23 protein-coding genes are annotated in these 26,143 nt (G+C 71.7%); 4 read left to right on the top strand and 19 right to left on the bottom strand.

Annotated features, from left to right (window positions below):
• Positions 1-38 precede the first annotated feature (38 nt).
• The 7 genes from cobT to HYQ63_RS34780 all read right to left on the bottom strand — a co-directional run bounded on the left by cobT (position 39) and on the right by HYQ63_RS34780 (position 11,109).
• The gene (cobT, locus tag HYQ63_RS34810) at positions 39-4,721 is read right to left on the bottom strand and encodes a nicotinate-nucleotide--dimethylbenzimidazole phosphoribosyltransferase (protein WP_179937726.1); all 4,683 of its coding nucleotides are present in this window, start codon (positions 4,719-4,721) and stop codon (positions 39-41) included.
• Between the two features lie 279 nt (positions 4,722-5,000).
• Positions 5,001-6,251, bottom strand: coding sequence for a precorrin-6y C5,15-methyltransferase (decarboxylating) subunit CbiE (gene cbiE, locus HYQ63_RS34805; RefSeq protein WP_179937725.1), 1,251 nt, complete (start codon positions 6,249-6,251; stop codon positions 5,001-5,003).
• Positions 6,252-6,543: 292 nt separating this feature from the next.
• Positions 6,544-7,200 carry a GNAT family N-acetyltransferase gene (locus HYQ63_RS34800; protein ID WP_179937724.1) on the bottom strand — a complete coding sequence of 219 codons (657 nt, stop codon included), beginning with the start codon at positions 7,198-7,200 and terminating at the stop codon, positions 6,544-6,546.
• A gap of 170 nt (positions 7,201-7,370) precedes the next feature.
• Entirely contained in the window at positions 7,371-8,198 is an 828-nt protein-coding gene (locus tag HYQ63_RS34795) for a MetQ/NlpA family ABC transporter substrate-binding protein (protein ID WP_179937723.1), read from the bottom strand.
• Between the two features lie 26 nt (positions 8,199-8,224).
• Positions 8,225-9,028: a methionine ABC transporter permease gene (locus HYQ63_RS34790; RefSeq protein WP_179937722.1), complete on the bottom strand. Its 804-nt coding sequence runs from the start codon at positions 9,026-9,028 to the stop codon at positions 8,225-8,227.
• Positions 9,025-10,068 (bottom strand): methionine ABC transporter ATP-binding protein, encoded by a 1,044-nt coding sequence (locus HYQ63_RS34785; RefSeq protein ID WP_179937721.1) that lies wholly within the window; start codon positions 10,066-10,068, stop codon positions 9,025-9,027. The genes HYQ63_RS34790 and HYQ63_RS34785 overlap by 4 nt, the downstream gene beginning before the upstream one ends.
• Before the next feature lie 396 nt (positions 10,069-10,464).
• A complete protein-coding gene (locus tag HYQ63_RS34780; RefSeq protein ID WP_179937720.1) occupies positions 10,465-11,109 on the bottom strand; it encodes an HAD-IA family hydrolase in 645 nt (214 codons plus the stop codon).
• A 159-nt stretch (positions 11,110-11,268) separates the two neighbouring features.
• On the opposite strand from HYQ63_RS34780, the gene HYQ63_RS34775 reads away from it, so the two are divergent.
• Together HYQ63_RS34775 and HYQ63_RS34770 are read left to right on the top strand one after the other, a co-directional pair.
• A complete protein-coding gene (locus tag HYQ63_RS34775; protein WP_179937719.1) occupies positions 11,269-11,637 on the top strand; it encodes a hypothetical protein in 369 nt (122 codons plus the stop codon).
• Positions 11,630-12,046, top strand: a complete 417-nt coding sequence (locus HYQ63_RS34770) for a hypothetical protein (protein ID WP_179937718.1) — start codon at positions 11,630-11,632, stop codon at positions 12,044-12,046. Before HYQ63_RS34775 ends, HYQ63_RS34770 begins: the two co-directional genes overlap by 8 nt.
• Positions 12,047-12,261: 215 nt before the next feature.
• On the opposite strand, the gene HYQ63_RS34765 is transcribed toward HYQ63_RS34770, so the two are convergent.
• The 3 genes from HYQ63_RS34765 to HYQ63_RS34755 all read right to left on the bottom strand — a co-directional run bounded on the left by HYQ63_RS34765 (position 12,262) and on the right by HYQ63_RS34755 (position 14,673).
• A complete protein-coding gene (locus HYQ63_RS34765) occupies positions 12,262-12,765 on the bottom strand; it encodes a GNAT family N-acetyltransferase (RefSeq protein WP_123106409.1) in 504 nt (167 codons plus the stop codon).
• 117 nt (positions 12,766-12,882) lie between these two features.
• Positions 12,883-13,404, bottom strand: a complete 522-nt coding sequence (locus tag HYQ63_RS34760; RefSeq protein ID WP_179937717.1) for an RNA polymerase sigma factor — start codon at positions 13,402-13,404, stop codon at positions 12,883-12,885.
• A gap of 111 nt (positions 13,405-13,515) precedes the next feature.
• Positions 13,516-14,673 (bottom strand): glycerophosphodiester phosphodiesterase, encoded by a 1,158-nt coding sequence (locus HYQ63_RS34755; RefSeq protein ID WP_179937716.1) that lies wholly within the window; start codon positions 14,671-14,673, stop codon positions 13,516-13,518.
• A gap of 260 nt (positions 14,674-14,933) precedes the next feature.
• Between HYQ63_RS34755 and HYQ63_RS34750 the strand changes: the two genes are divergently transcribed.
• Positions 14,934-15,608, top strand: coding sequence for a 1-acyl-sn-glycerol-3-phosphate acyltransferase (locus tag HYQ63_RS34750; RefSeq protein ID WP_179937715.1), 675 nt, complete (start codon positions 14,934-14,936; stop codon positions 15,606-15,608).
• A gap of 160 nt (positions 15,609-15,768) precedes the next feature.
• On the top strand, positions 15,769-16,590 hold the full coding sequence (locus tag HYQ63_RS34745; protein WP_179940825.1) for an alpha/beta fold hydrolase: 822 nt from the start codon (positions 15,769-15,771) through the stop codon (positions 16,588-16,590).
• A gap of 422 nt (positions 16,591-17,012) precedes the next feature.
• On the opposite strand, the gene HYQ63_RS34740 is transcribed toward HYQ63_RS34745, so the two are convergent.
• The 9 genes from HYQ63_RS34740 to HYQ63_RS34700 all read right to left on the bottom strand — a co-directional run bounded on the left by HYQ63_RS34740 (position 17,013) and on the right by HYQ63_RS34700 (position 26,133).
• Positions 17,013-17,975: an aldo/keto reductase gene (locus HYQ63_RS34740; protein ID WP_179937714.1), complete on the bottom strand. Its 963-nt coding sequence runs from the start codon at positions 17,973-17,975 to the stop codon at positions 17,013-17,015.
• Positions 17,975-19,405 (bottom strand): argininosuccinate lyase, encoded by a 1,431-nt coding sequence (gene argH, locus HYQ63_RS34735; RefSeq protein ID WP_179937713.1) that lies wholly within the window; start codon positions 19,403-19,405, stop codon positions 17,975-17,977. The genes HYQ63_RS34740 and argH overlap by 1 nt, the downstream gene beginning before the upstream one ends.
• 84 nt (positions 19,406-19,489) lie before the next feature.
• Positions 19,490-20,686, bottom strand: a complete 1,197-nt coding sequence (locus HYQ63_RS34730; RefSeq protein WP_179937712.1) for an argininosuccinate synthase — start codon at positions 20,684-20,686, stop codon at positions 19,490-19,492.
• A gap of 446 nt (positions 20,687-21,132) precedes the next feature.
• The gene (locus tag HYQ63_RS34725; RefSeq protein WP_179937711.1) at positions 21,133-21,309 is read right to left on the bottom strand and encodes a hypothetical protein; all 177 of its coding nucleotides are present in this window, start codon (positions 21,307-21,309) and stop codon (positions 21,133-21,135) included.
• A 196-nt stretch (positions 21,310-21,505) separates the two neighbouring features.
• Positions 21,506-22,399 (bottom strand): helix-turn-helix transcriptional regulator, encoded by an 894-nt coding sequence (locus HYQ63_RS34720; RefSeq protein ID WP_179937710.1) that lies wholly within the window; start codon positions 22,397-22,399, stop codon positions 21,506-21,508.
• Between the two features lie 27 nt (positions 22,400-22,426).
• Complete coding sequence (locus tag HYQ63_RS34715) at positions 22,427-23,233, bottom strand: SDR family oxidoreductase (protein ID WP_179937709.1); 807 nt, start codon at positions 23,231-23,233, stop codon at positions 22,427-22,429.
• A gap of 353 nt (positions 23,234-23,586) precedes the next feature.
• Positions 23,587-23,850: a hypothetical protein gene (locus HYQ63_RS34710; protein ID WP_179937708.1), complete on the bottom strand. Its 264-nt coding sequence runs from the start codon at positions 23,848-23,850 to the stop codon at positions 23,587-23,589.
• A gap of 114 nt (positions 23,851-23,964) precedes the next feature.
• Positions 23,965-24,702 (bottom strand): dienelactone hydrolase family protein, encoded by a 738-nt coding sequence (locus HYQ63_RS34705; RefSeq protein ID WP_179937707.1) that lies wholly within the window; start codon positions 24,700-24,702, stop codon positions 23,965-23,967.
• A 231-nt stretch (positions 24,703-24,933) separates the two neighbouring features.
• A complete protein-coding gene (locus HYQ63_RS34700) occupies positions 24,934-26,133 on the bottom strand; it encodes a hypothetical protein (RefSeq protein WP_179937706.1) in 1,200 nt (399 codons plus the stop codon).
• Positions 26,134-26,143: the final 10 nt, after the last annotated feature.

The raw sequence follows: 26,143 nt of genomic DNA, 5'->3' as shown, positions 1-26,143 counted from the left end.
GTGGCCCCCGCCGACACCCTACGTGGCGGGGGCGCACGTCAGTTCTTCTCCGTGACTCCCGCGGAGTCGAACGTGGCCACCTCGTGCATCGCCCGTGCGGCGCTCTGCACCACGGGGAGGGCGAGCAGGGCGCCCGTGCCCTCGCCGAGGCGGAGGTCCAGGTCGACCAGGGGGCGCAGGCCCAGCTTGTTGAGGGCCGCGACGTGGCCCGGCTCGGCGCTGCGGTGGCCCGCGATGCACGCCGCCAGCACCTCGGGGGCGATGGCGCGGGCGACGAGGGCGGCGGCGCCCGCGCTGACCCCGTCCAGGATGACGGGGGTACGCAGGGAGGCGCCGCCCAGCAGCAGCCCGGCCATGGCGGCGTGCTCCAGGCCGCCGAAGGCGCAGAGGACGCCGATGGGGTCGGCGGGATCGGGCTGGTGCAGCTCCAGACCGCGCCGTACGACGTCGATCTTGCGCGCGTGCATCTCGTCGTTGATGCCGGTGCCGCGGCCGGTCACCTCGGCAGGGTCGGCGCCGGTGTACACGGAGACCAGGGCGGCCGAGGTGGTGGTGTTGGCGATGCCCATCTCGCCGGTGAGCAGCGCCTTGTTCCCGGCGGCGACCAGGTCGCGGGCGGTCTCGATGCCCACTTCGAGGGCGCGCAGCACCTCTTCGCGGGTGAGGGCGGGGCCGGTGGTGAAGTCGCCGGTGCCCGCGCGGACCTTGCGCGGCAGCAGGCCGGGGGTGGAGGGCAGTTCGCTCGTCACGCCCACGTCCACGACGCACACCTCGGCGCCGACCTGGCTCGCGAAGGCGTTGCAGACCGCGCCGCCGCCCAGGAAGTTGGCGACCATCTGGCCGGTGACTTCCTGCGGCCACGCGGTGACGCCCTGGGCGTGCACCCCGTGGTCGCCCGCGAAGATCGCGACCGCGGCGGGCTCCGGAATCGGCGGCGGGCACTGCCGGGACAGTCCGCTGAGCTGCGCGGAGATGATCTCCAGCATGCCGAGCGCCCCGGACGGCTTGGTCATCCGCTTCTGCCGCTCCCACGCCTCGCCGAGCGCCTTGGCGTCCAGCGGACGGATGCCCTGGAGGGTCTCCGTCAGCAGGTTGTGCGGGTCCTCACCGGGCAGCGCGCGCCGCCCGTACGTCTCCTCGTGGACGACCCACGACAGCGGGCGGCGCTTGGACCACCCGGCCCGCAGCAGCTCCGGCTCCTCCGGGAACTCGTCCACGTACCCGACGCACAGGTACGCCACGGCCTCCAGGTGATCCGGCAGTCCGAGCGTACGGACCATCTCGCGCTCGTCGAAGAAGCTGACCCAGCCGACGCCGAGCCCTTCGGCGCGGGCGGCGAGCCACAGGTTCTCCACGGCGAGCGCCGAGGAGTACGGCGCCATCTGCGGCTGGGTGTGCCGCCCGAGGGTGTGGCGGCCACCGCGGGTCGGGTCGGCAGTGACGACGATGTTGATCGGCGTCTCGAGGATCGCCTCGATCTTCAGTTCCTTGAACTGCTTGGCCCGGCCCTTGGGGAGGGACTTGGCGTACGCGTCGCGCTGGCGCGCCGCCAGCTCGTGCATGGTGCGCCGGGTCTCCTCGGAGCGGATGACGACGAAGTCCCACGGCTGGGACTGCCCCACGCTGGGCGCGGTGTGCGCGGCCTCCAGCACGCGCAGCAGCACCTCGTGCGGGATGGGGTCGGGCCGGAAGCCGTTACGGATGTCCCGGCGCTCGCGCATCACGCGGTGGACGGCGGCGCGCTCGGCGTCGTCGTACCCGGCGTCGGCGCGGGGGCCGAAGGGGTTGGCGAGGGGCCCGGGGGCGGCCGCCGGGTCTTCTGCGGCTTCCGGGTCTGCGGCTTCGGGGTCTGCGGCTTCGCGGTCTGCGGCTTCCGGGTTGGCTGGCTCCTGGTCCGTGGGGTCCGCCTCGGGGTTGTTGTGGTCCGCGGCGTCGGCCTGTTCGGACTGCTCGGCCTGCTCGGGCTCTTCGGCGGGGGTGCCCGCGTCGGGGGCCTCGGTGGTTGCCTCGCCTTCGGCGGCTTCGTCCTGAGCCTCCGATGCGTCGGACGGGTCGTCCTCGGACGCGGTGGCCTCGGAGTCAGCGGCCGCTTCGGGTTCCGTGGCTTCGGCGTCGGGCGCCTCCTGGCCGACGGCTTCGTCCTGAGCCTCCGCCGTCTCGCCCTCGGGCTCGTCAGAGGCTGCGTCGGCCTCGCCGGAGGCTTCCTCGGCGGCTGCGTCGGCCTCCGGTGCCGGAGCCTGTGCGTCGGCGGCAGCCTCGGCCTCGGGGTCGCCCTCTTCGGCCGGGGCCGCGGGCTCGGCAGGCGCCTCGGCGGGCACGGCCTGCCCCTCGGCCTCCGGCACCGGAGCCTCACCCGGCGCAGCCGGGTCGGCCACGGCCGGGGCCTCTGCCGCGGACGGCTCGGCAGGCGCCTCGGAGGGCGCCGCCTGCGCGGCAGCCTCCGGCACCTCGGCCTCGGCCGACGCACCCGGGTCCGCCGGGACCTGGGCCTCGCCGGGGGCAGACGGGTCCTGCGCGTCGGCCTCCGCCGGAGCCGCATCGGGGGCGACCGAGGCAGCCGGGGCCTGCGCCTCCGCAGACGTCCCCTGGGCGTCGGCCTCCGGCACCGGAACCTCACCCGGCGCAGCCGGGTCGGCCGGGGCCTGCCCGTCGGCGGCAGCGGGGTCGGTCGCGGCCGGGACCTCTTCCGCGGACATCTCGGCGGGGGCAGGCTCACCAGGCGCCTCGGCGGGCGCCACCTGCGTGGCAGCCTCCGGCACCTCGGCCTCGGCCGACGCACCCGGGTCCGCCGGGACCTGGGCCTCCGTGGGGGCAGTCGGGGCCTGAGCGTCGGCCTCCGCCGGAGCCGCATCGGGGGCAGCCTGGGCCTGCCCGTCGGCATCCTCCGGCACCGAATCCACGTCAGCGGCAGCCGGGTCGACCTCAGCCGGGGCCTCTGCCACGGGCATCTCGGCAGGGGCAGGCTCAGCCGGTGCCCCCGCGGGCGCCGCCTGCTCGGTGGCCTCCGGCACCGGAACCTCGCCCGGCGCAACCGGGGCCATCGGGGCCTGCGCCTCGGTGGGCGCAGCCTGAGCATCGGCCTCCGGGGCCTGAGCCTCGCCGGGGGCGGACGGGTCCTGCGCGTCGGCCTCCGCCGGAACCGCATCGGGGGCGACCGGACCAGCCTGGGCCTGCCCGTCGGCCGGGACCTGCCCGTCGACGGGCGCCACCTGCACGTCCTCCGGCACCGGAGCCTCGCCAGGCGCAGCCGGGTCCGCCGGGACCTGTGCCTCGGCGGCCGGGGCCTGCGCCTCCGCCAGCGCCTGCCCATCGGCCTCCGGCACCTCGGCCTCGGCCGGGAGCTGCCCGTCGGCGGGCTCCGCGTGCACGTCGGCTTCCGGCACCGGAGCCTCGCCGGGCGCAGCCGGGTCCGCCGGAGCCTGCGCGTCAGCGGGCGCCGCCTCCGGCGGCAGGGCCTGCGCCTCGGCGGCGGCCGCATCGGCGGGTGGGGGCTGCTCCTCCGTGTCGGCGACTATCGCGTGGCCCGGGTCCACGGCGGTCGGGTCGGCGTAGGGCTGTGGGGCCTCCGCGTCATCGTGGGGGATCTGGGCCGGGATGACGGCCTGCGGGCCCGCGTGGAGTTGGTCCGGGGCGATGCCCGGCTGGATCTGGGCCGGGATGTCGACGACCGGTTGCCCGGGTTCCGGGGCGGGCGTCCCGCCCTGGGGGTCGGCGTACCCCTGGTCGGCGTACCCCTGGTCGGCGTAGCCGGGGTCGGCGTAGCCCAGGTCCATCGCCGCGGGCTGGGCGCCCTCCGGCGGCAGCGGCTGGTCGCCGAGACCGACCGTTTCTGCTGGTGCGGGCATGGGCGCGGGCGGCTGGGGGTCCCAGGCGTCGCCGGGCGGCGGGGCGTCGCCGATCTGCGGGAGGTCGGCGAGCTGCGGTCCCGGGAGCGGCCCGGGGTCGTCAGGCTGGGGCTGGGTGGCGAAGTACTGCGGCCCGGCGGCGTACTCGGGGGCGCTGGCGTAGTCGACGCCACCGGTGTACTCGGGCTCGGGCGGGGGCGCCTGCTGGGGCTGCTGGACGGGCGGCGCGGTGTTCCGGGCGGCGGCCGGGCCGCGGTCGGCGAGGGAACGGACGATGCCGCTGCCGGAGGTGTGGTCGGGCACGGGCGGGCCCATGTGCAGGGGGCGGCGGGGCGGCGTGGGGGGTGCGGCGGGGGCTTGGGGCGGCTGCGGCGCGGGCTGCTGCTGGACGGGCTGCTCCGGCGCCGGGTGCTCGACCGGCCCGGCCAGGGGCTCGGCCACCGGCTGCGGCTCGGGCATCTGCGCGTCGGCGTACGCGGCCATGCCGGGGTCCAGCACCCCGCCCTCGTACAGCCCGTGGCCCTGCTGCTGCGGGTACGGCTGCTGCATCGGGGCCTGCATCATCTGCTGCTCGTACTGCGCCTGCTGGTCGTACGGGTTCTGCGGGTCGTACGGGGCCTGCGGGTCGTACTGGGCCTGCTGCTCGCTCCACGCGCCCTGCGCGCCCGGCATCAGCAGCAGGTCGTCCTCCTCGCCGCCGGTTTCGGGGCCGTCGAGGAAGGTGTATCCGGCGCCGGGCGGAACACCGGGCTGCGGCTGTTCGGTGTAACCGGCGTCGGCAGGCGGGGCGTGGACATCCGCCGGGTGCGGTTGTCCGAGTCGTCCGCCTGCGTTCTCCGGCAGTCCCTCGCCCGGGACCTGGCCGGTGTCGGTCATGCGTACCCCTCGCCCATCGCTAGTGCTCCTTCCAACCGCCTACCGCCGGGAGCAAGCCCCCGTGAGCAAGAACGAGCGTGCGCCGTGCGCGGCACGTAGCACGCCCGAGGCTTGCCCACCGCGGCCCGGTAAGAAAGGGGCACATTCCGGCCTTTGGCCGATAAAGCGCCGAACACCGGGCAGCGGCACAGGCAGTACAACGATCCGCCAGCCTACCCCGCGCGACGCTTCCGGAAGGTCACCGGGGCGAAGCTCGGGGCGAACGTCACAGGGACAAAATCACTGGTGCGGGCGGTGTCCGCAGAGGAGGAAGGCCACCGCGCGTTCGCGTTCGGCCCACACCCGGGTGTCCAACTCGACGGATTGCAGCAGCAGGCACTCGACCCCGTAGCCGCCGTCCTCCAGGGCGGCGCCGATGGCCTCCGCCTCGTCGCGGGTGGTGGCGTGGGTGACGATGCGCTCGGGGCGGCGCGCGGCGCACGCGGCGACGACGGGTGCGCCCCCGCCGCCGACGCGGACGACGTCCGGCTCGGGCAGGTCCTCGAGGACTTCCGGCGCGGTGCCGTGGACGACCTGGAGCTGGACGCCGAAGCGGCGGGCGAGGGTTCCGGCGCGTTCGCAGGCGTCCTGGTCGCGGTCGACGGCGATGACGGCGGCGCCGAACCCGGCGGTTTCGACGGCGGCGGCGCCGCTGCCCGCGCCGATGTCCCAGACCAGGTCGCCGACGCGGGGGCCGAGGCGGGCGAGTTGGAAGGAGCGCAGTTGCTGCGACTCGTGCTCGCCGAGCACGGTCGCGTACGCGGGGGCGGGCAGCGCCCAGCCGCGTACGGAGCCGGGGTAGCCGGGGTCGCGCCCGGCGATCCAGCCGCCGCTCTGGAGGGCGCCGCGGGCGGCGCCGGTGGGTGTGCCGGTGCGGGCGGCGACGCCGGAGCCGCCGATGACGATGACGACGTTGGGGTCGCGCCAGGTGTGGTCGGCGGCCTTGTCGGAGGTCAGCACGGTGACCTGCTCGCGTTCGGTGCCCAGGGCCTCGCAGATGACGAAGGTGCGGTGCACCGGGCCGAGGAGCAGGGCGAGTTCGGCGGGACCGGCGCCCGGTGAGGTGAGGACGGCGACTTTGGTGTGGGCGCGGCAGACGTTGACGGCGCGCCGCAGGTCGCGGCTGTGGGCGACGACGACCTGGGCGTCGTCCCAGGGCATCCCGGCCCGGGCGAAGGCGGCGGCGACGGAGGAGACGGCGGGCACGACCTCGACCTCCAGGCCGTGCTCGGGGGCGCGCAGGGCGCGTACGACGCCGAAGAAGCCGGGGTCGCCGTCGGCCAGGACCACGGCCGAGCCGCGGTGCTGGGCGATGCGGCGGGCGGCGAGGTCCACGCTGCCGAGCCGGATGCGTTCGGCGCCGGGCGGGACTTCGGGCAGCGCCAGGTGGTGGGCGGCACCGGCCACGAGGGTGGCCGCGCCGAGGGCGGATCGGGCCACGTCCATGAGCGGGGAGCCGTCCCAACCGATCACCGTGACGCGGTCGGCCATCGTCGTCTGTCTCCCCAATGTGTCGCAGTCGGTCGCGGTTGGTGCACGCGCTCGCGGTGCGTGGTGCGCGCGGGCGGTGCCGCGGGTGGCGTACCGCGGGTGGCGTGCCGCGGCGGCCGTGGCGGGTGCGCCGCGGTGCGCGTGCCGTGGACGCACGTATCGCGGTTGTGGGCGGGCCGGCCCGCAGGTGCTCAGCCCGGAGAGGTTACCCCGCCCGGCCCGCGCCGCCGGACCGGGGGCAGGGGCGGAGGTGGTGCGCCGGGGGCGCACCGGAGGCGCGGCGCGCCGGGGTTCAGCGCCAGTCGGTGTACTCGGAGTACGTGGGGAAGACGCTGATGCCCTCGGTCTCGTCCCGTTGCTCGGGCGCGCCCTCCAGGTCCTCGGGGAGCAGGCTCCAGACGATGAGGTCGGTGCGCAGATCGGTCCAGCCGCCGTCCTCCATCTGGGTGCGCGCTATGTAGGCGTTGCGGAGCACTCCTTCGCTGATACAGCCGACCTTCTGGGCGACCTGCTGGCCGGCGGTGTTCCCGGCGGCGGTGCGCAGCTCCATCCGCTCGAACTTCTGGTCCTGGAACAGCCAGCGGGCGACGGCCAGCACCGACTCCACGGCATAGCCCTCGCCGCGCGCCCAGGGGGCGGTGATATAGCTGGCCTCGGTGGCCAGGACCTTCCAGTCGGTGTTGCGCAGATGGATGATTCCGACGAGCCGCTGGGTGAGGAATTCGGCGACCGCGAAGACGATTCCGCGCCCCGTGGTGCGTTCGGCGGGGGCGAGCCGCATCGCCTGGTCGCGTGCGTCGCGGTGGGTGTACGGGTAGGGGGCCCGGCTCCAGGTGATGACGAGTTCGTCGTTCATCATGTCCGTGAGCGCGGGCAGGTCCGCTTCCTCGAACGGGCGCAGCACCAGCCGTTCGGTGCTGATGGAGATGTCCGGGAAAGTGGATGTCATGCGCCGCTCCGTAACCGGGGTCGTTTCAAAGTCGTGGCGAAGAGCCCAGCATGCAGCATCGCTCCTGCTAAATGCAGCACGGGGTGCGGAAACGGAAGGCTCCGCATCCGATTGTCGCCCGGATGCGGAGCCTTGCGTGTTCGGTCGGTCGCTTTTCAGAATGGTATGTGTCAGAACGACGCGAGGACGGATCCGTCGTACTTGTCCTTGATGAACTTCTTCACCTGCGGGGAGGTGAGGAGCTTGGCGAGCTTCTTGACCCGCGGGTCGTCCTCGTTGCCCTTCTTCACGGCGAGGAAGTTGCCGTAGGGGCTGTTGTCCGGGGACTCCAGGATCAGCGCCTCCTTGGCCGGGTTGAGCTTGGCCTGGATGGCGTAATTGCCGTTGATGACGGCGGCGTCCACATCGTCCAGGGACCTCGGCAGCTGGGGCGCCTCCAGCTCCTTGAACTTCAGGCCCTTGGGGTTGTCCGCGATGTCCTTGGGGGTGGCCTCGGTGCCGGCGCCCTTCTTGAGCTTGATGATGCCGTGGGTGTCCAGCAGCTGGAGGGCCCGGGCCTCGTTCACCGCGTCGTTGGGGACGGCGACGGTGGCGCCCTTCTTGAGGTCGTCGGCCTTCTTCGCCTTGTGCGAGAAGAGGCCGAGCGGCTCCAGGTGCACGGTGACCACGGGCACGATGTCGCCGCCGCGCTTCTTCTTGTAGTCGTCGAGGAACGGCTTGTTCTGGAAGTAGTTGGCGTCGACCGAGCCGTCCTGGGTGGCGGGGTTCAGCGAGTTGTAGTCGGTGAACTCCTTCACCTCCAGCTTGAGCCCCTCCTTCTTCGCCAGATGGTCCTTGACGTAGTTCAGTATCTCGGCGTGCGGGACGGGGTTCGCGCCGACGAGCAGGGGGCCGTTCTTGTCGGTGCCGCCCTTGCTCGGCGGGGAGCAGGCGGAGGCACCCGCGGCGAGCACGGCGGCAGCGAGCAGGGTGGCGGTGGTCTTGAGGGTGTTACGCACGAAAAGTGCCTTTCGGGGGACGGGGTTCAGGGAGTCTTGGTCAGCTGGGCGGGCTCGTCCGGCTCGTCGGTCCCGGCCTTCTCGGCCGGGTCGGCGGCCGGGGTCCCGGCGGTCTCGGCGCTCCGGGTCTGCCGGGAGCGCAGCAGCACCAGCCGGGGCGCGGCCGAGGCGGGGCTGCGGTGGGAGAGCGCGCGGGCCGCGAGGTCACCGGCGAACTGGATGACGGAGATGACCACCGCGAGGATGGCCACGGTGATCCACATCAGCTCGGTCTCGAACCGCTGGTAGCCGTAGCGGACGGCGAGGTCGCCCAGACCACCCGCGCCGACCGTTCCGGCCATCGCCGAGTAGCCGATGAGCGCGACGATCGTCGTGGTCGCGCTGGAAATCAGCGACGGCAGCGACTCGGGCAGCAGGACCTTGCGTACGACGGTCCAGGTGGAGCCGCCCATCGACTGCACGGCCTCCACCAGCCCGCCGTCGACCTCGCGCACCGAGGTCTCCACGAGGCGGGCGTAGAAGGGGATGGCGCCGATCGCGAGCGGCACAATCGCGGCCGCGGGGCCGATGGTGGTGCCCACGATCGCGCGGGTGAAGGAGATCAGCGCGACCATGAGGATGATGAACGGCATCGAGCGCGCGATGTTGACCACCTGGCCGACGACCTTGTTCACGACCACGTTCGGCAGCACACCGCCCCGGTCGGTGAGCACCAGCAGCACACCGAGCGGCAGCCCGCCGAGGATCGCGATGGCCGCCGACCAGCCGACCATCCAGAGCGTCTCCAGACACGCCTGCTGCAACAGGGGCTGCATCTCGGACCAGGTCACTTGGCGCCCTCCTTGAGCACGGCGGTCTTCGACGCGTCCACATCGGCCACGTCGACCTGGAGGCCCTGCTCGCGCAGGAAGCCGATCGGCACGACGTTCTCCTCGAACGGGCCGGGCAGCTCGATGCGCATCCGGCCGACCTGGTTGCCGCTGACGGTGTCCATCGCGGCGCCGAGGATCGATATGTCGATGTTGTACGTACGCGACAGCTGGGAGATCACCGGCTTCGCCGCGGCCTCGCCCTGGAACGTCACGTCCACGACCGTGCGGTCCTCGGCCGAGGGCACCCCGCCGACCGGGAACAGCTCCTGGGCCAGCTGGGAGCCGGGGGTGGCCAGCAGCTCGGTGACCTTGCCGGACTCCACGATCCGGCCGCCGCTCATCAGCGCGGCCGAGTCGCAGATGGTCTTCACGACGTCCATCTCGTGCGTGATCAGCAGCACGGTGAGACCCAGCTGCCGGTTGAGGTCGCGCAGCAACTGGAGGATCGAGCGGGTGGTCTCGGGGTCGAGCGCGGAGGTCGCCTCGTCGGACAGCAGCACCTTCGGGTCGCCCGCGAGCGCGCGGGCGATGCCGACGCGCTGCTTCTGGCCGCCGGAGAGCTGCGCCGGGTACGCCTTGGCCTTGTCGGCGAGGCCGACCAGGTCCAGCAGCTCCAGGGCCTTGCGGGTGCGCTCCTTGCCGGAGACGCCGAGGATCTCCAGCGGCAGCTCGACGTTGTCGCGCACCGTGCGCGAGGAGAGCAGGTTGAAGTGCTGGAAGACCATGCCGATGCGGCTGCGCGCCTGGCGCAGCGCGGAACCGGCTCGCTGCCCCCGCCCGCCGAGCGCGGTGAGGTCCTGACCGGCCACGGTGACCGTGCCGGAGGTGGGGCGCTCCAGGAGGTTGACGCAGCGGATGAGGGTGGACTTCCCGGCGCCGCTCTGACCGACGACGCCGTACACCTCACCCTCGCGGACATGCAGATCGACGCCGTCGAGGGCGGTGACCTCGCGGCCTCGTGAGCGGTAGACCTTTGTCAGGTCCGTAGTGGTGATCACAGGGTTTCCGTCACTGTTGAGTGCAGGGCGGTTGTGCCGCCGGGCACGGTTCATTCCTTACGGAAGCGGCGTGGGCGGGCCGAGGGCGTGCGCGTGTGTGGGCGCGGCTCGGGATCCGGTGACGCGGGGCAGGCCGGTCCGCACGCGGGCGCGCGGACATGGCTCAGCGGGTCTCGCTTCGGGGCGCGAGGCTCAGGCGGGGGCCCTCAGCGGTCACACATTCGGCACCGACAACGAGCACCGGGCGTCATCATCGCCTCGGTCGCAGGGGTGCGGCAGCTCGTCGTGGTCATGGCCGCCAGTAAACCAGAGACCCTGACGGGCCGATCAACCCTGTCCGTATGACGGACAGAGAAGACCAGTCCGTGGACAATAGGGGTCGTTTCCGGTCGGGTGTCACTCCCCCGCGACGATCTCCACTCCCCCGTCGACGGCCCGTGCCGACACGGCCGACAGGTCCGCCACCACGATGTCGGCGTCCAGCTCCTCCCGGCTGGTCGTTGTGGCCAACGCCACGGTCCGCATCCCGGCGGCCCGGGCGGCGGCGAGCCCGGCCGGGGCGTCCTCGAAGACCACGCAGCGGGCCGGGTCGGCGCCCAGCTTCCCGGCGGCCAGCAGGAACGGCTCGGGGTCCGGCTTGCCGCGGGTGACGTCGTCCGCGGTGATCAGCAGCCCCGGGCGTATCCCGGCCTCGGCGAGGCGGGCCCCGGCCAGCGCGCGGCCCGCGGAGGTCACCACGGCCCAGCGCTCCTGCGGCAGCCCGGCCAGCAGGTCGAGGGTGCCGGGCAGCAGCCGCACCCCGCCCGGGACGTCCTCGACCTCCAGCTCGTCGATGCGCCGACGGGCCTCCGCGACGCGGTCGGCCGGGAGCAGATCGCCGATGATGTCGGTCGCCGGGCGGCCGTGCAGCTCGACCCGGGCGAACTCCTCCGTCACTCCGTACTCCTCGGCCCAGCGGGTCCAGCAGCGGACCACGGACTCCATGGAGGAGACGAGGGTTCCGTCGTTGTCGAACAGCAGCGCGTCAGCGGTGATCTTCATGGGGCGCAGCGTACGTTGCGTGATGAACCGGTCGGGAACTGGTCGGTGAACCGGTCCGGGCTGGTCCGGGGCCGATCGCAACGCGGTCATTCGGGCCGATTACAGTCGTCCCATGCTTGTCACCCCCTGTGTGCGGGACCGCACCGCGCGGAGGTCCCGTTGATCGACGTGCTGACCGCCGTGCTCGGCGCGACCGCCCTCGCGCTCGCCGCGTGGTGCGGTTTCGCCGCCTACCGCGACCAGCCCACCAAGGACTGGCACTTCATCGGCATGGCCGTGGTGTCCCTGCTGGCGATCGTCCAGCTGGTCATCGGGGTCGTGCGGCTGGCGCAGGGCGACGAACCCGAGCAGGGCATGGCGATCTTCATCGCGTATCTGGTCGGCTCGGCGCTGGCCGTGCCGATCGCGGCGTTCATGTCGCTGGCGGAGCGGACCCGCTGGGGCTCGGCGACGGTCGCGGCCGCGGCCGTGGTGCTGGCCGTGCTGGAGGTACGGCTGTACGACATCTGGGGAGGCGTGGGTGGCTGAGTCAGCCGAATCGACGGAAACCTCGTCCCGCACCGGGCTCGGGCAGGGGCCCGGGCGGCTGCTGGTGATGCTCTACGGGGTGTTCACGGTGGCCGCGGCGTCGCGCTCGATCTACCAGCTGATCGCCCAGTTCGACGAAGCGCCGCTGGCCTACATCCTCTCGGCGGTCTCCGCCGTGGTGTACGCCTTCATCACGGTCTCGCTGGTGCGGGGCGGGGAGGGTGCGCGCAAGGCGGCGATGGTGTGCTGCGGGGCGGAGCTGCTGGGTGTGCTGACGGTCGGCACCTGGACCCTCGTCGACCCCTCGGCCTTCCCCGACCAGACGGTGTGGTCGGACTACGGGATGGGCTACCTGTTCATCCCGATCTTCCTGCCGGTGACGGGCCTCATGTGGCTCCGCCGCCGCTAGTTCTTTTCCTCGGGGGCTCCGCCCTCGAACCCCCGCCGGGGCTCCGCCCCGGACCCCGCTCCTCAAACGCCGGAGGGGCTGGGTTGTTCGCCCGGACGGGCCGGGAAGGTTGTGGGCAATCGTTCCGCGGGGCGGAACGGGTGGGCACAACCCGGCCACCGGGCCGCACCCGGCGACGAAACGCCCAGGGGCGGCCCGGCCCGTCCCGTGTCGCGCTACGCGCTCGCGGCGAAGGCCGACATGGAGGCGTCCTTCTCCAGGGTGACCAGGCTCAGGCGGCGGTTGACCTCTTCGGTGCCGACCTGGGCGTAGCCGTACTTGCGGTACAGCCGGAGGTTGCCGTCGCTGCGGTGGCCGGTGGCCAGCCGGTAGCGCTTGGCGGCGCGCTCCTCCGCGAGCTGGGCCTCGATCGCCGCGAGCAGCCGCCCGCCGAGGCCGTGCCGCTGCATCCGCGGGTGGACGATGAGCTTGCCGATGGCGGCCGTGCCCTTGTCGTCGACGGCGCCCCGGACCGAGCCGACGACCTCCTCGCCGAGCCGGGCCACCAGCACACAGCCCTCGCCCAGTTCGGCGCGCAGGTCGTCGAGCGTCTGCGTCAGCGGCTCGATGGAGTAGTCCCCGTAGAGCTCGGCCTCACCCTGATAACACAGGTACTGGAGCTTGAGGATCTGCTCGGCGTCGTCCGCGGTCGCCGCGGAGATGGTCACGCTCATGCCCATGTGCGCATGCCTCCCCTTTTCTCGGTCCGCCGGCCGCCTGAGGGTAGGGGCGACCGGGGTTGATTGCCTGGATGGGAGACGCCACAGGGTGGTGGCCGCCTCCCGGGCGCCGATTGTCTAACGCTCCTTTCCCCACGGTTCAGGAGCCGCAACCTCCGCCGTGAGCATTCTGCGCAGGCAACCCAGACATCGGGAACGTACCGGGCCGAGACTGCCCTGTGAGATACCCAACTCGCCCGCGATCTCGCGATATGTCAGATCGGACCGGGACAGCATCGCCCCGAGCAGCCTCGGACAGCGGCCGGGCAGCCTGCGCACCGCGGCGCGCAGCGCCCGCCCGGCCTCGGCGGTGAGCGCGGCGTGCTCGGCGGGACGGGGTTCGGGGCCGCTCGGCGGGCCGTCGCCCACCGGGTCGTACGGGATCTCACGGCGGGCCCGGCGCCGGGCCCCGCGCACCTCGGCGCGGACCGCGCGGCGCAGCCAGCGCGCGGGCTGGGGCGGCGGGCCGCTGTCCCGGGTGCGCTCCAGCAGCCGCAGCCAGACGGCCTGCTCCAGCTCGGCGGGCTCGACCCCCGCGCCGTACGCCTCGGCCGCGGCCTCGGCGGCGAGCAGCGGACGCAGTTGCTCCACAAGGTCCATGCCGGGCGGGACGTGACGCGCTCGCCGGGCGGTTGCCGGGCCCCGTGCCTCTCACCCGACCGGGGTGGCGGCGGGCCGCGCCTTGACGCGCAGGGCGCGGCCCGCCGGTCCCTACTTGCGGAAGTCCGCCGCGGCGAGGAGCGCGGTGTCCGGGTTGTCGGAGAAGATTCCGTCGATGCCGGTGTCGAAGTACGCCTTGAAGGCGCCGAAGGCGTCCCCGTACGCGGTGGCGTCGGTGCCGCGCCGGAAGTCGGCGGGCAGGAAGGTGTTCTCGTTGCGCATGGTGTACGGGTGCAGGACGAGCCCGGCCGCGTGCGCGTCCTTGACCACGCTGGTCGGGGTGCCGAGCTTGCCGTCGGGCGTGCGCGGGATGATCACCGACAGGTCGGGGCCGATGCCCTGGGCGTAGCTCGCGATCCACTTCAGGCCCTCGGGCTTGACGAGGTCCGCGACCGTCCGCGGGTCGTTCGCCTCGACGAAGTCCCACGGGCGGCTGGTCATGGTGGACAGCAGCACGACCGACGGGGTGTCGACGAGCTTGCGCAGCCGCTGGATGCTGCTCGGCTCGAAGGACTGGAGGAAGAGCGCCGCGTCCTTCTTGTGGCGTCCGTACCTACGGAGCAGCTTGGCCACCCGCTCCTCCAGGCCGAGGCCGAGCTTGCGGAAGTAGGTGGGGTGCTTGGTCTCGACGTACAGCCAGACCTTCCGGCCCCGCTTGCGGCCCTCGCGCTCGGCCCACTGGAGCACCTCTTCGAAGGTGGGCACCTCCCAGCGACCGTCGTAGAGCGTGTTGCGCTGGCGGGTGCCGGGGATGCGCTCCTTGGCGCGCAGCGTCTTCAGCTCGGCCAGCGTGAAGTCCTCGGTGAACCAGCCGGTCAGCTTGGTGCCGTCGACCGTCTTGGTGGTCTTGCGGTCGGCGAACTCCGGATGGGCGGAGACGTCGGTGGTGGCCGTGATGTCGTTCTCGTGACGGCACACCAGATGCCCGTCCTTGGTGGGGACGAGGTCCTGCTCGACGATGTCCGCGCCCATGTCCAGCGCGAGCTGGTACGAGCCGAGCGTGTGCTCGGGGCGGTAGCCCGACGCGCCGCGGTGGCCGATCACGGTCGGCACCGGCAGCCCGCGCACGGGCCCGGGCTTCCCCGCGGCACCCGCCTCCGCGGCGGTGGCCGTGCCCGCACCGCCCAGGGCCATCGCTCCCGCACCGAGGGCCGCGGCCCCCAGAAGGGCGCGCCGCCCGGGCTGTTGCTCGCGCTGTTCGCGCTCCATGAGCACTCCTCGCTCTGGTGTCCAGCACCGTCAATTCCTGTCAGAGGACGGGCTGATGGTAGGTGGGTGTGCCTTATCTGCGGGAGACCTGCGGCGAAACGCGTGGGAAACGGGTGTCAACACTGCGTATCAGGTGGGTGAACCCGGTGTGCGCGGCGACATGACCGGCGAGTATCGTCCTCATCGGCGTTGTTGTGCGGCCACGGGTTGACGGACCGTACGGCGAGCGCCCCCGACCTTGACCCCGACCGGAGGGCCCGTTGTCCCGTTTCGTGTTCCTGAAGGCAGTACTCGGTCCGCTGATGCGCCTGATGTTCCGTCCACGGGTCGAGGGCGCGGAGCGCATTCCCGGCTCCGGTCCGGTGATCCTCGCCGGGAACCACCTCACCTTCATCGACTCGGTGATCCTGCCGCTCGTCTGTGACCGTCAGGTCTTCTTCATCGGCAAGGACGAGTACGTGACCGGCAAGGGCCTCAAGGGGCGGCTGATGGCCTGGTTCTTCACCGGCGTCGGCATGATCCCGGTCGACCGGGACGGCGGGCACGGCGGCGTCGCCGCGCTGATGACCGGCCGCCGGGTGCTGGAGGAGGGCAAGGTCTTCGGCATCTACCCCGAGGGCACCCGCTCCCCCGACGGCCGCCTCTACCGCGGCCGCACCGGCATCGCCCGGCTCGCCCTGATGACCGGCGCGCCGGTGGTGCCGTTCGCGATGATCGGCACCGACCGGCTCCAGCCGGGCGGCAAGGGGCTGCCGCGGCCCGGGCGGGTGGCGGTGCGGTTCGGCGAGCCGCTGGAGTTCACCCGCTACGAGGGCATGGACCGCGACCGGTACGTGCTGCGGGCCGTGACCGACGAGGTCATGAGCGAGGTCATGCGGCTGTCCGGTCAGGAGTACGTGGACATGTACGCCACCAAGGCGAAGGCCGCGGCCTGAGGCGGGCGGCGAGCCTGAAGCGGGCGGAAGCCGACATCGAAGTGTCAGCTTCCGCCCTTCTTCACGCTGTTTCGGTCACTGGCCTATCACCGTCGGTTGGGCGCTCCGATGCACTGGTCTCGCGCCCGGGACGACCACTACCGTGCCGCGGGTGACGACAATGACCGTGCCCTCCCCCGACTTCGTGTCCCTCCGCGGTCGCCGGTTCGCCCTCACCGACTTCGGCGGCCCGGGTACCCCGGTCCTCGCCCTGCACGGGCACTTCGGCCGCGGCCGGATGTACGCGCCGCTGGCCGCCGCCCTGGGCCCCGCGTACCGGGTGATAGCGCTCGACCAGCGGGGACACGGGCTCACCGGGGGCGGTGGGCCGTTCACCCTTGACGAGTACGTCGCCGACGCCGCCGCCCTGCTGCACGAGCTGCGTCACAGCCCGGTGCCGGTCGTCGCCCACTCCACGGGCGCGGTCGCCGCGTACGCCCTCGCCGCGCGCCACCCCGAGCTGGTGAGCGCCCTCGTCGTCGAGGACATCGGCGCCGTGACGGACCGTCCGGTGGTCGCCCACCCCGTGCTCGACGTCACCGGCTGGCCGACCTGGGCCGCCGACCGGGAGGCCCTGCGCGCCCAGATCGAGTCCCGCGGCATCCACGACGCCTCGTACTTCCTCGACAGCGCGGAGCCGGATCGGGCGACGGGTGGATGGCGACTGCTGTTCGAACCCGCCCACATGATGGCCTCGCAGGAGGCGATGCGGGGCGACTTCTGGTCCGAGTGGCTCGGGTCGGCCTGTCCGGCGCTGCTGATGCACGGCGAACACAGCTCGTTGCTGCCGCCGGGCCACGCCCGCGAGATGGCGCGGCTGCGGCCGCGCACCACGCTGCGGGAGTTCGCGGGGTGCGGGCACTGGATCCACGATGACGCGCCGAAGGAGTACGCGTGGGCGGTGGGCCGCTTCCTGGACTCGCTGCCGGGGGTGGACGCGTAGCGCTTGGACCGGGGGCTTGTTCCCCACCCCGCCCCTCCCCGACCCCGGGGCTCCGCCCCGGCCCCCGCTTCTGCGGGCTGACCGCCGGGTGCGGGCCGGGGCGCCGCCCCCTGGGGTTTCGCTCCCGGGCGCGGCCCGGTGGCCGGGCACGGGCCAGGACGTTGCCCCCTGAGGTTTCGCTGCCGGGTGCGGGCCGGTGGCCGGGTTGTGCCCACCCGTTCCGCCCTGCGGAACGATTGCCCACAACCAGGTCCGACATCCAGCCCGTCCGGCGTTTGAGGACCGGGGGTGCAGGGGGCGGAGCCCCCGCCACGCGGGCCGGGGTGCACGTGGCCCGATCCCAGCCCCTCCGGCGTTTGAGGAGCGGGGGCCGGGGCGGAGCCCCGGGTTCGGGGAGGGGCGGGGTGGGGCTAGAACCCCGGTCAGGACCAGGGGAGGGACGAGCGCGCTCGCCAGTACGCCTCCGAGGGCTCCGCCAGGTCTTCGAGCTCCGGGAGACCCAGCCCCGCCGCGCCCAGGTTCGACCCCAGCTGGGCCACCGTCGCCGCGCCCGACAGCGCCACGGTCACCCACGGGTGCCGCAGGACCGCCGCCAGGGCGATGGCGTCCGGCGTGGTGCCCATCTCCTCGGCGGCGCGGCGGAGCGGGAGCGGGGCCGCCCCATCGGCCAGGCGGCCATTCGCCATGGCCTCCTTGACGATCACGGTCCGCCCCGCCGCATGCGCCTCCGCCAGCGCCGCCCCGGCCGACGGCTCCAGCAGGTTGTACGTGCTCTGGACCGTACGGAACAGCGGCTCCCCATCGGCCTCGACCTCCAGCGCGGCGCGGATCGCGTCGCCCTGCGCGGGGCCGCTGGTGGAGATGCCGACCGTGACGCCCTCGGCCGCGAGCCGGGCCAGCCGGGCGTGGAGGGCGGGGTCGGTGAGGGCAGGGGAATCCGGCGTCACGGAGTGGATCTGGTAGAGCGCGAGGTGGTCGCCGAGGAGGGCACGGGTCTCCTCGCGCTGGCGCTCGTACGTGGCAAGCGAGTGGTCCTTGACCTCGTGAGCGTCGGCATCCATGCGCCAGTCGGCCACATACGTGTAGCCCCACTTGCTGCCGACCACCACGTCCCGCGCCACCTCCGGCCGGGCGCGCAGCCAGTCGGCGAGGAACTCCTCGGCCCGCCCGTAGGAGCGGGCCGCGTCCAGGTAGCGCACCCCCGCGGCGTACGCGGCGTCCAGCAGCTCGTGCGAACGGCGCCGCATCGCCTCGACGGTGCGCTCGGCGGGGAGGTCCCGGTCCCGGCCGAGGTTGATGTAGCCGGGGCGGCCGACCGCGGCCAGACCGAGCCCGATCCGGGACACCGGCGTGGCGGCGGCAGCAGCAGCAAGGGAGGCGGCCATCAGCGCTTCGCGTCCGCCCAGGCCCGCTGCGCGGCGAGGTCCGTCTTGACCTCGGCCAGCTGCGCGGCCACGGCCGACGGAGCGGTCCCGCCGCGCCCGCTGCGGGAGGCCAGCGCGCCCGGCACGTTCAGCACGCTGCGCACCTCGGGGGTCAGATGCGGGGAGATCTTCGCGAACTGCTCGTCGGTCAGCTGGTCCAGCTCGATCCCGGTCAGCTCGCACTCCTTGACGCACGCGCCCGCGACCTCGTGCGCCACCCGGAACGGCACGCCCTGCCGGACGAGCCACTCGGCGATGTCGGTGGCCAGCGAGAACCCGGCGGGGGCCAGCTCCTCCATGCGCTCCCGGTTGACGGTCAGCGTCGCCATCATGCCGGTGAAGGCGGGGAGCAGGGTCTCCAGCTGGTCGCAGGAGTCGAAGACCGGCTCCTTGTCCTCCTGGAGGTCGCGGTTGTACGCGAGCGGCAGGGCCTTCAGCGTGGCCAGCAGCCCGGTGAGGTTGCCGATGAGGCGGCCGGACTTGCCGCGGGCCAGCTCGGCGATGTCCGGGTTCTTCTTCTGCGGCATGATCGAGGAGCCGGTGGAGAAGGCGTCGTGGAGGGTCACGAAGGAGAACTCCTTCGTGTTCCAGATGATGATCTCCTCGGCGATCCGGGACAGGTCGATGCCGATCATCGCGGTGATGAAGCCGAACTCGGCGGCGAAGTCGCGGGCGGCCGTGCCGTCGAGCGAGTTGGCGGCCGAGCCGTGCTCGAAGCCCAGGTCGGCGGCGACAGCCTGCGGGTCCAGGCCCAGCGAGGACCCGGCGAGCGCGCCCGATCCGTACGGCGAGACGGCGGTCCGCTCGTCCCACTGCCGCAGCCGCTCCGCGTTCCGGGACATCGCCTGGACGTGGGCGAGGACGTGGTGGGCGAAGAGCACCGGCTGGGCGTGCTGGAGGTGGGTGCGGCCGGGCATCGCGACGTCCGGGTGGGCCTCGGCGAGGCCGACCAGGGCCTCCTGGAGGTCGGCGATCAGACCGCCGATGATCCGGGCGTGGTCGCGCAGGTACATCCGGAAAAGGGTGGCGATCTGGTCGTTCCGGGACCGCCCGGCGCGCAGCTTGCCGCCGAGGTCGGGGCCGAGCCGCTCCAGCAGCCCGCGCTCCAGCGCTGTGTGCACGTCCTCGTCGGCGATGGTGCCGGTGAAGTCGCCGGAGGCGACGTCGGCCTCCAGCCGGTCGAGCCCGGCGAGCATCCGCTCCAGCTCGTCGGCGGTCAGCAGGTCGGCCGCGTGGAGCACCCGGGCGTGGGCACGGGAGCCGGCGATGTCGTACGGCGCCAGGCGCCAGTCGAAGTGCACCGAGGCGCTGAGCTTCTCCAGTGCCTCGGCGGGCCCGTCGGCGAAGCGGCCGCCCCAGAGCCGGACGTCGCCGCTGTTGCCGTTGCTCACGCTGTTGCTCCTCAAGGCTGTGGGTGTGCGACCGCCTCCCCGCCGGGTGGCGGGAAGGCGGTGTCGTTACGTCTGCTACGCAGGTTACTGCTGAAGGTCCCGCTTCGCGGCGATCTTGCTGGACATCCCGAACAGCTCGATGAAGCCCTTGGACAGCGACTGGTCGAAGGTGTCGCCCGTGTCGTAGGTCGCCAGGTTGAAGTCGTACAGCGACTGCTCCGACTTCCGGCCGGTGACGACGGGGCGGCCGCCGTGGAGGGTCATCCGGATCTCGCCGGAGACGTGCTCGTTGGCCTCGGCGATGAAGCCGTCCAGGGCCCGCTTGAGGGGCGAGAACCACAGACCGTCGTAGACCAGCTCGCTCCACCGCTGCTCGACCTGCCGCTTGTAGCGGGCCAGCTCGCGCTCGACGGTGACGTTCTCCAGCTCCTGGTGGGCGGTGATCAGCGCGATGGCGCCGGGGGCCTCGTAGATCTCCCGGGACTTGATGCCGACGAGCCGGTCCTCGACCATGTCGATCCGCCCGATGCCCTGCGCACCGGCCCGCTCGTTGAGCTGCTGGATGGCCTGGAGGACGGTCACGGGCTGGCCGTCGATGGCCACGGGGACGCCCGCCTTGAAGGTGATGATGACCTCGTCGGCGTCCCGCTGGGTGGCCGGGTTCGAGGTGTACTCGTACACGTCTTCGATCGGCGCGTTCCAGATGTCCTCCAGGAAGCCGGTCTCGACGGCCCGCCCGAAGACGTTCTGGTCGATCGAGTACGGGGACTTCTTGGTGGTCGCGATCGGCAGGCTCTTCGCCTCGCAGAAGGCGATGGCCTTGTCCCGCGTCATCGCGTAGTCCCGGACCGGGGCGATGCACTTCAGGTCGGGCGCGAGGGAGGAGATGCCCGCCTCGAACCGCACCTGGTCGTTGCCCTTGCCGGTGCAGCCGTGGGCGACGGTCGTGGCGCCGTGCTTCCGGGCGGCGGCGACGAGGTGCTTGACGATGGTGGGCCGGGAGAGCGCCGAGACCAGCGGGTAGCGGTCCATGTACAGAGCGTTCGCCTTGATCGCCGGGAGGCAGTACTCGTCGGCGAATTCGTCCTTGGCGTCCGCGACCTCCGCCTCGACCGCCCCGCAGGCGAGCGCGCGCTTACGGATAACGTCCAGGTCCTCACCGCCCTGGCCGACGTCCACGGCAACGGCGATGACCTCGGCGCCCGTCTCCTCGGCGATCCAGCCGATGGCGACGGAGGTGTCCAGGCCGCCCGAGTAGGCGAGTACGACGCGCTCGGTCACGGGTTTCTCCTTACGGTCCATGCACTGACTGGCATAAGTATGCACTGGCCCGTATGGTTCGTCAACGCGGTGCCCGGGCGGGCTGTCGGTGGGCGGCACTACGGTGCGGTTTGTGAGCGTTCACGGTGACATCCTCAGCTGGACGGCTGAGCACGCGGCGGCACGATGGCCGCGGTGACGACCGGGATCGACAGCCCCGCCTGCTGTCCGACGCACTGATCCAGTTCCCCGGAGAGCCCCCGCGAGTGCCGGATGTGACGATCCTGGAAGAGGGCGCCGCCGAGCCCAAGACAGCTACGCGTCCCGCGATAAGTACCCGTGCAGAAACGGCTTCCGCGACGCCCTGACAGAGTGCCCACACAGAAGCCCCGCCAGGTCGCACCTGGCGGGGCTTCATTCTTGCTAGCGCTACCGGCTCTGCCGCTTACCTGTCCGCTCCCCGCCTGTCACCCTGCAAAAACGGGATCAAGCCAGACCGAAACCAGATCACCGGCGTCGATACCCAGAACAACCCCACTGGCGAACTGGACGAACGTTGCGTCGACGACAGCCTTCAGACTCATATCGAACGCGGATGAGACCGCATCCACCGGCATCAAGCCGGTGGATCCGGGCTGATTCACCGATCCGAACCTGGACCGATTACCCGGCCAAGGCCGCGTGACGAGCGGCGTCGGGCGTCATCGCGCCGCCACAGCGCCATCTTCAACGGTTCACGCGCGTGTCCACACTGATTTTTGTCTCACTCCCGTGTTTACTTTCCGGCAGATTGTTGCCCCACGTCATGGTCCGCTGACTAGTACGGCTGAAGGGGTTGAACTATCCGTTGTGTGCATCGAGCTCGGTCGCCAGCGTCTGTTGGGTGGCCGCCCACGACGCCAGGAGCGCTAAATTGTCAGCGGTCGGTGTGCCCGCGGGTGCGGTGTAGACGTTGAGGTGCAGGCCGGGTTCGGCGGGCAGTTCCAGGGACTCGACGTCCAAGTCGAGCTGGCCCACGATCGGATGGCGCACACGCTTGCGGCCGGACCGGTGCAGCCGCACGTCCTGAGATGCCCACCGCTGCCGAAATAGCTCACTGCACGTTGACAGTTCGCCGACTAGGGCGATCAGCTCCTCGTCGTGCGGATTGCGGCCGGCTTCCATGCGTAGCTTCGCGGCCGCGTCACCGGCAATTTGGTCGTAGTCAACAAAGAAATCTCTGGCCGCCTCGGGGTTTAGATAGACGAACCGCGCTGTGTTCGCGGGCCGTCGCGGGTCGGCCAGCACCGGTGAATACAGCGCGCGAGCGAGTTGATTCATGGCGAGCACGTCATAACGGCCGTTACCGATCAAGGCCGGCGCATCGGAGATCGCGTCGAGCACCTGCTGCAGCGTCGAGCGCACCGTCACGGCAGGCCTACGCCGGCGTGGGCCGCTGGGCGCCCTGGATTGGCGCACGAGGTGGAACAGGTGGTCGCGCTCGGCCTCGTCGAGTTGCAAGGCAGAGGCCAACGCGTCGAGCACGCCATCGGAGGCACCGGCGAGGCTGCCGCGCTCCATGCGCACGTAGTAGTCGACCGATACCCCCGCCAGTAGCGCTACCTCCTCGCGGCGCAAACCTTTGACCCGACGGTTGCCGCCGTAAGCGGGCAGGCCCGCCTGCTCGGGTGCGATGCGGGCGCGACGCGAGCTGAGGAACTCCCGGATCTCGGTGCGTAGATCCATCGTGGCCATCCCCTCACCGTAAGCCCGTCCCGCAGTCTAAGGGGTACCCGATGCGGTCGTCGCGATGCCGCCGTCTACCGGGATGATGGTGCCCGTGAGGTAGGACCCAGCCCGGCTAGCGAGAAACACGGCGATACCCGCCATGTCGTCGTCGCGGCCGAGCCGGCGCAGAGGGGCCGCCGCCGCGATCGTGTCGCCGATGGCATCGAGCGTGGACGCCATCATCTGCGACGGGAACACTCCCGGTGCTACCGCGTTCACCGTGACGTGCTGTGGGCCCAGCTCTCTGGCAAGCACTCTGGTGAGTTGATGGAGTGCCGCTTTGCTGCTGGCGTACGAGTAGTTGGGCGACTGGGCGACGTGGATGGCGGCGATACTGCCGATGTTAATGATCCGGGCGGGATCATCGGCGGTGCCCGCCCTGCGAAGTGCGGGGAGCAGCGCCTGCACCAGCCAGAACGGCGACTTGAGGTTGAGGTCGATCACTGCGTCCCAGGCCTCGTCCGGGAACGTCGCTAGCGGCTCGCGCCACATCGCTCCCGCGTTGTTGACAAGGATGTCCAGGCGTTCCGAGTCGACCTTGACAAGATCAGCGAGGCGCTGACACTCGTCGTGCCTGGACAGGTCGGCGGGGATTGCTTGAACGTCGCCGAATTCGGACAGTAGATGCTGTGCCTCCGCGCACGTGTCTGCCTTGCGTGAGCTGATGACAACACGGGCGCCCGCCTGGAGAAGGCCGCGCGCTATCATCATCCCAATACCCCTGGTGCCGCCAGTGACAAGGGCGCACTTCCCACTCAGATCGAAAAGTTCTGTGTGAGTGGTTAATTGGTTGTCCGCCATTGGTCTCCGTCCCTTCTGTCGTGGAAGAATGCGCCGACACGGTCGCGCATTCGGGGCAGCTGATGGGGGTAAAGCTGCAGTGCGTGTCCGTGGAGTGTTGTCGGCGCTTTCGACTCAACCAGGTTGACAGGCGTTTGGGACGTCTGGGAGACCCTGGTGATACAGGTACTGTGAGAGCCCCCTTGCCTGGTGCGCTGACTCACCCCGGATCCACCGGCTTGATTCCCGGTTGATCGTTTCGGGGTCGTGCAGGCCGTGTTGGGCTGAGTTGCGGATTCGGGCATGGGGTGGCCGCTGGTCTGCCCAGCTCTTCCACTTTGTCCACAGGTCTCGGGCCCTTTCGGGCAGGTCGGTCAGGGAGCGTCAGAGGGCCGACGGTGCATGCACCGTGCTGAACAGCTGGGTGAAGTCCCATCGGCAATCACCTGCTCGATGCGGGCACCCAGGGCCCGGCAGGCGTTGATGACGTCGGCGCCGTAGAACGCGGAGTCCGCCCGCAGCACCAGCAGGCCGCTGGTGCCGCAGGCGCGTGCGGTGCGGATGGTCTCAGCGACGAACGCTGCCGCCCCGCGCGCGGAGTTCGAGGGTCCCTTGCGCAGCCTGGTGGCGGCGATCATGGGGCGGACAGGGGTGTGGAGACGACGCCGAGCAGTGCATTCAGGCCCTTGACCTTGCTGTATCCGTAGCCAGCGCCCTGTCCGGTACCGGCGCGATCGGGGCGGTTGGGGCGGCTAGCTCAGATGCCGGGTGAAGAACCGGGCCGCGGCGTCCCCCGCGGACTGCGGGACGCCGGTGTGCCCGCCCATATTGGCGTTCAGCGTCTTCTCCTTGGAGCCGAAGGCGTCGAACAGGTCCAGGGCCCGCTGGCGGTCGTTCCCTTCGTCGTCCCACTGGAGCAGGACGTGCAGCGGGATGGTGACCTGCCGGGCCTCCTCGAACAGGGCGCGGGGCACGAAACTCCCGGCGAACAGAACGGCGGCCGAGATGCGCGGCTCGACCACCGCCAGCCGGATCCCGATGGAGATCACTCCCCCCGAGTACCCGACCGGGCCGCCGATCTCGGGCAGCGAAAGGAGGGCGTCCAGGGCGGCCTGCCATTCCGGGACCGCCCTTTCGACCAGCGGGAGGACGAGCCGGTCCACGATCTCCTCGTCGACCGGCTCGCCGGCCTCCAGCGCGCGGCGCAGGTCGGCGCGGGCCTGCTCGGCGGCGGCGGAACGGGGCCGGTCACCGCTTCCGGGGAGCTCGATGGTGGCCGCGGCGAAGCCCTCCCCCGCGGAGTGCCGGGCCCGGGCCACCAGTCGGGGGTACATCTTGTGCAGTCCGCCGGGGTGGCCGTGCAGGATCAGCGGCGCCGGTGCGGATGCGGATGCGGATGCGGGCGTCCACAGGATGCCGGGGATCTCGCCGAGGGTGAATGCGCGCTCGAGGACGCCGTCGTCGAGGCGCTGTTCGGAAGTGAATCGCATGGTCGTGCCTTTCGGGAGTGCGCTTGAACGGCGCTCCCGGACGACCTGCCTATCGCCCGACCGTGACCCCGGAGGGGAGCACCCATGTCGATACGTTCACAGGTACCACCTCCTCGTTCTCTCGCACGGCCTCCGGAAAAGTAGCAGTGGTCCGCCGTGGTCCGCCAACTGGTTTATAGGGAGGCTCCGTGGCCGGATGCCACGGAGCCACTCGCCTCAAGGCCGAGGCCGTCAGGGCGCGATGTTGACCCAGAACTCGTCCCTGCCTCCGAAGAGGATGCGGTCGGTGCGATAGAACTCCTGGAGCCGGTTGCCGGCGGCGCCGTTCTGATTGCCGTGGACCCAGGCCACGGAGCCGTCCAGGATGCCGTCCTCGGCGCGGGCCCGGGACAGCCCCTCTTCGGTGGTCGCGAAGGGGTACTCGTCGGCCTGCATCTCGGGCACGTCCTTGGGCGGCAGGTCGTCGGGGCCGTTCCACTCGCCTTGGCGGTCGCGGATGGCATCCTTCATCTTGCGGTTGGCATCGGCCACTTCCGATTCCGCGGCGACGCGGTGCAGGCCGGGGCTGCTCTTGCTGCCGGTGTATTTACCGGGGATCGACTTCGCCGAGCCGAAGTTCGGGAAGGTCTCGCGTGGCTTGTTGAGGGCGTAGTCGATGTGGTGGGCGACCTCCCCCACCAAAGGGTCGCTCTTCTTGTAGGTGATGAAGGGCAGCACGTCGTCGTTGATGCAGGCCTTTGGTGTCCAGTTGCCGTATCCCGGAGCCAAACCGGCCGAGTCGCAGCGGACGTTGTGCTCGGGGAGGGCGAACTCGTGGTCGTCGCTCAGTCCCGGCTGTCCTTCGAGCGTGCCCTGGAACTGCCACATGTGCTGGAGCATGCGCTCCGGTCCGGCTCCGGCATCGGGAGAGGTGATGTCCCAGCGGGCCCACTTGGGCTGGGGGACGGTGAGGTCCTCATCGACCCTCCAGTCCGCCAGGGCCTTGGACTTGTCAGCGTCGTCGTTACCGATGACGCCGCATTGGTTGTCGCAGTTCAGGCGCATCCGCAAGGTTCTGGCGCCATTGATCCACGGCAAGTTCGTGAGGTCCGTGTTCCAGTCGTTGACCCGGTAGAAGACCCGTACCCGGCGCGCGGCGGGGTCGGCGTAGGCGGCCGCCGTGATGTCCAGCGTGGCCGTCCCCTGTGCGGTGGGCAGTTCGACCTCGGCGGTCTGGCACCACACGCCGCGGTGGTAGACCCTGCCCTTGAGGCTTTGCGCCTCCGGGTCGGCCTCGCACTCCTCGATGAACTTCGGGTCGGGCTCGCCCGGTGGATGAGTGCCCTGTGGCGGTACGTGTGTCGTCCCCTCCGCGGCGGCGGAGGGTTGGGGCTCCGGCTGCTGTGGTGCCGCGGAAGCCGATTCGGTGGCGAAGACAGGTAGCAGCACCATCGCTGCCGCT

It is taken from the genome of Streptomyces sp. Rer75, from assembly GCF_013414305.1.
GTDB classification, from domain to species: domain Bacteria; phylum Actinomycetota; class Actinomycetes; order Streptomycetales; family Streptomycetaceae; genus Streptomyces; species Streptomyces himastatinicus.
This window is presented reverse-complemented; position numbering and strand designations above follow the sequence as displayed.

Coding starts and splice junctions, on each gene's coding strand:
- HYQ63_RS34800 (WP_179937724.1), bottom strand. CDS start 7,200: ATGACATCCACTTTCCCGGACATCTCCATCAGCACCGAACGGCTGGTG.
- HYQ63_RS34705 (WP_179937707.1), bottom strand. CDS start 24,702: ATGCGATTCACTTCCGAACAGCGCCTCGACGACGGCGTCCTCGAGCGC.
- cobT (WP_179937726.1), bottom strand. CDS start 4,721: ATGACCGACACCGGCCAGGTCCCGGGCGAGGGACTGCCGGAGAACGCA.
- HYQ63_RS34760 (WP_179937717.1), bottom strand. CDS start 13,404: ATGGACCTTGTGGAGCAACTGCGTCCGCTGCTCGCCGCCGAGGCCGCG.
- HYQ63_RS34700 (WP_179937706.1), bottom strand. CDS start 26,133: ATGGTGCTGCTACCTGTCTTCGCCACCGAATCGGCTTCCGCGGCACCA.
- HYQ63_RS34740 (WP_179937714.1), bottom strand. CDS start 17,975: ATGGCCGCCTCCCTTGCTGCTGCTGCCGCCGCCACGCCGGTGTCCCGG.
- HYQ63_RS34710 (WP_179937708.1), bottom strand. CDS start 23,850: ATGATCGCCGCCACCAGGCTGCGCAAGGGACCCTCGAACTCCGCGCGC.
- cbiE (WP_179937725.1), bottom strand. CDS start 6,251: ATGGCCGACCGCGTCACGGTGATCGGTTGGGACGGCTCCCCGCTCATG.
- HYQ63_RS34720 (WP_179937710.1), bottom strand. CDS start 22,399: ATGGCCACGATGGATCTACGCACCGAGATCCGGGAGTTCCTCAGCTCG.
- HYQ63_RS34745 (WP_179940825.1), top strand. CDS start 15,769: ATGACCGTGCCCTCCCCCGACTTCGTGTCCCTCCGCGGTCGCCGGTTC.
- HYQ63_RS34765 (WP_123106409.1), bottom strand. CDS start 12,765: ATGGGCATGAGCGTGACCATCTCCGCGGCGACCGCGGACGACGCCGAG.
- HYQ63_RS34715 (WP_179937709.1), bottom strand. CDS start 23,233: ATGGCGGACAACCAATTAACCACTCACACAGAACTTTTCGATCTGAGT.
- HYQ63_RS34780 (WP_179937720.1), bottom strand. CDS start 11,109: ATGAAGATCACCGCTGACGCGCTGCTGTTCGACAACGACGGAACCCTC.
- HYQ63_RS34755 (WP_179937716.1), bottom strand. CDS start 14,673: ATGGAGCGCGAACAGCGCGAGCAACAGCCCGGGCGGCGCGCCCTTCTG.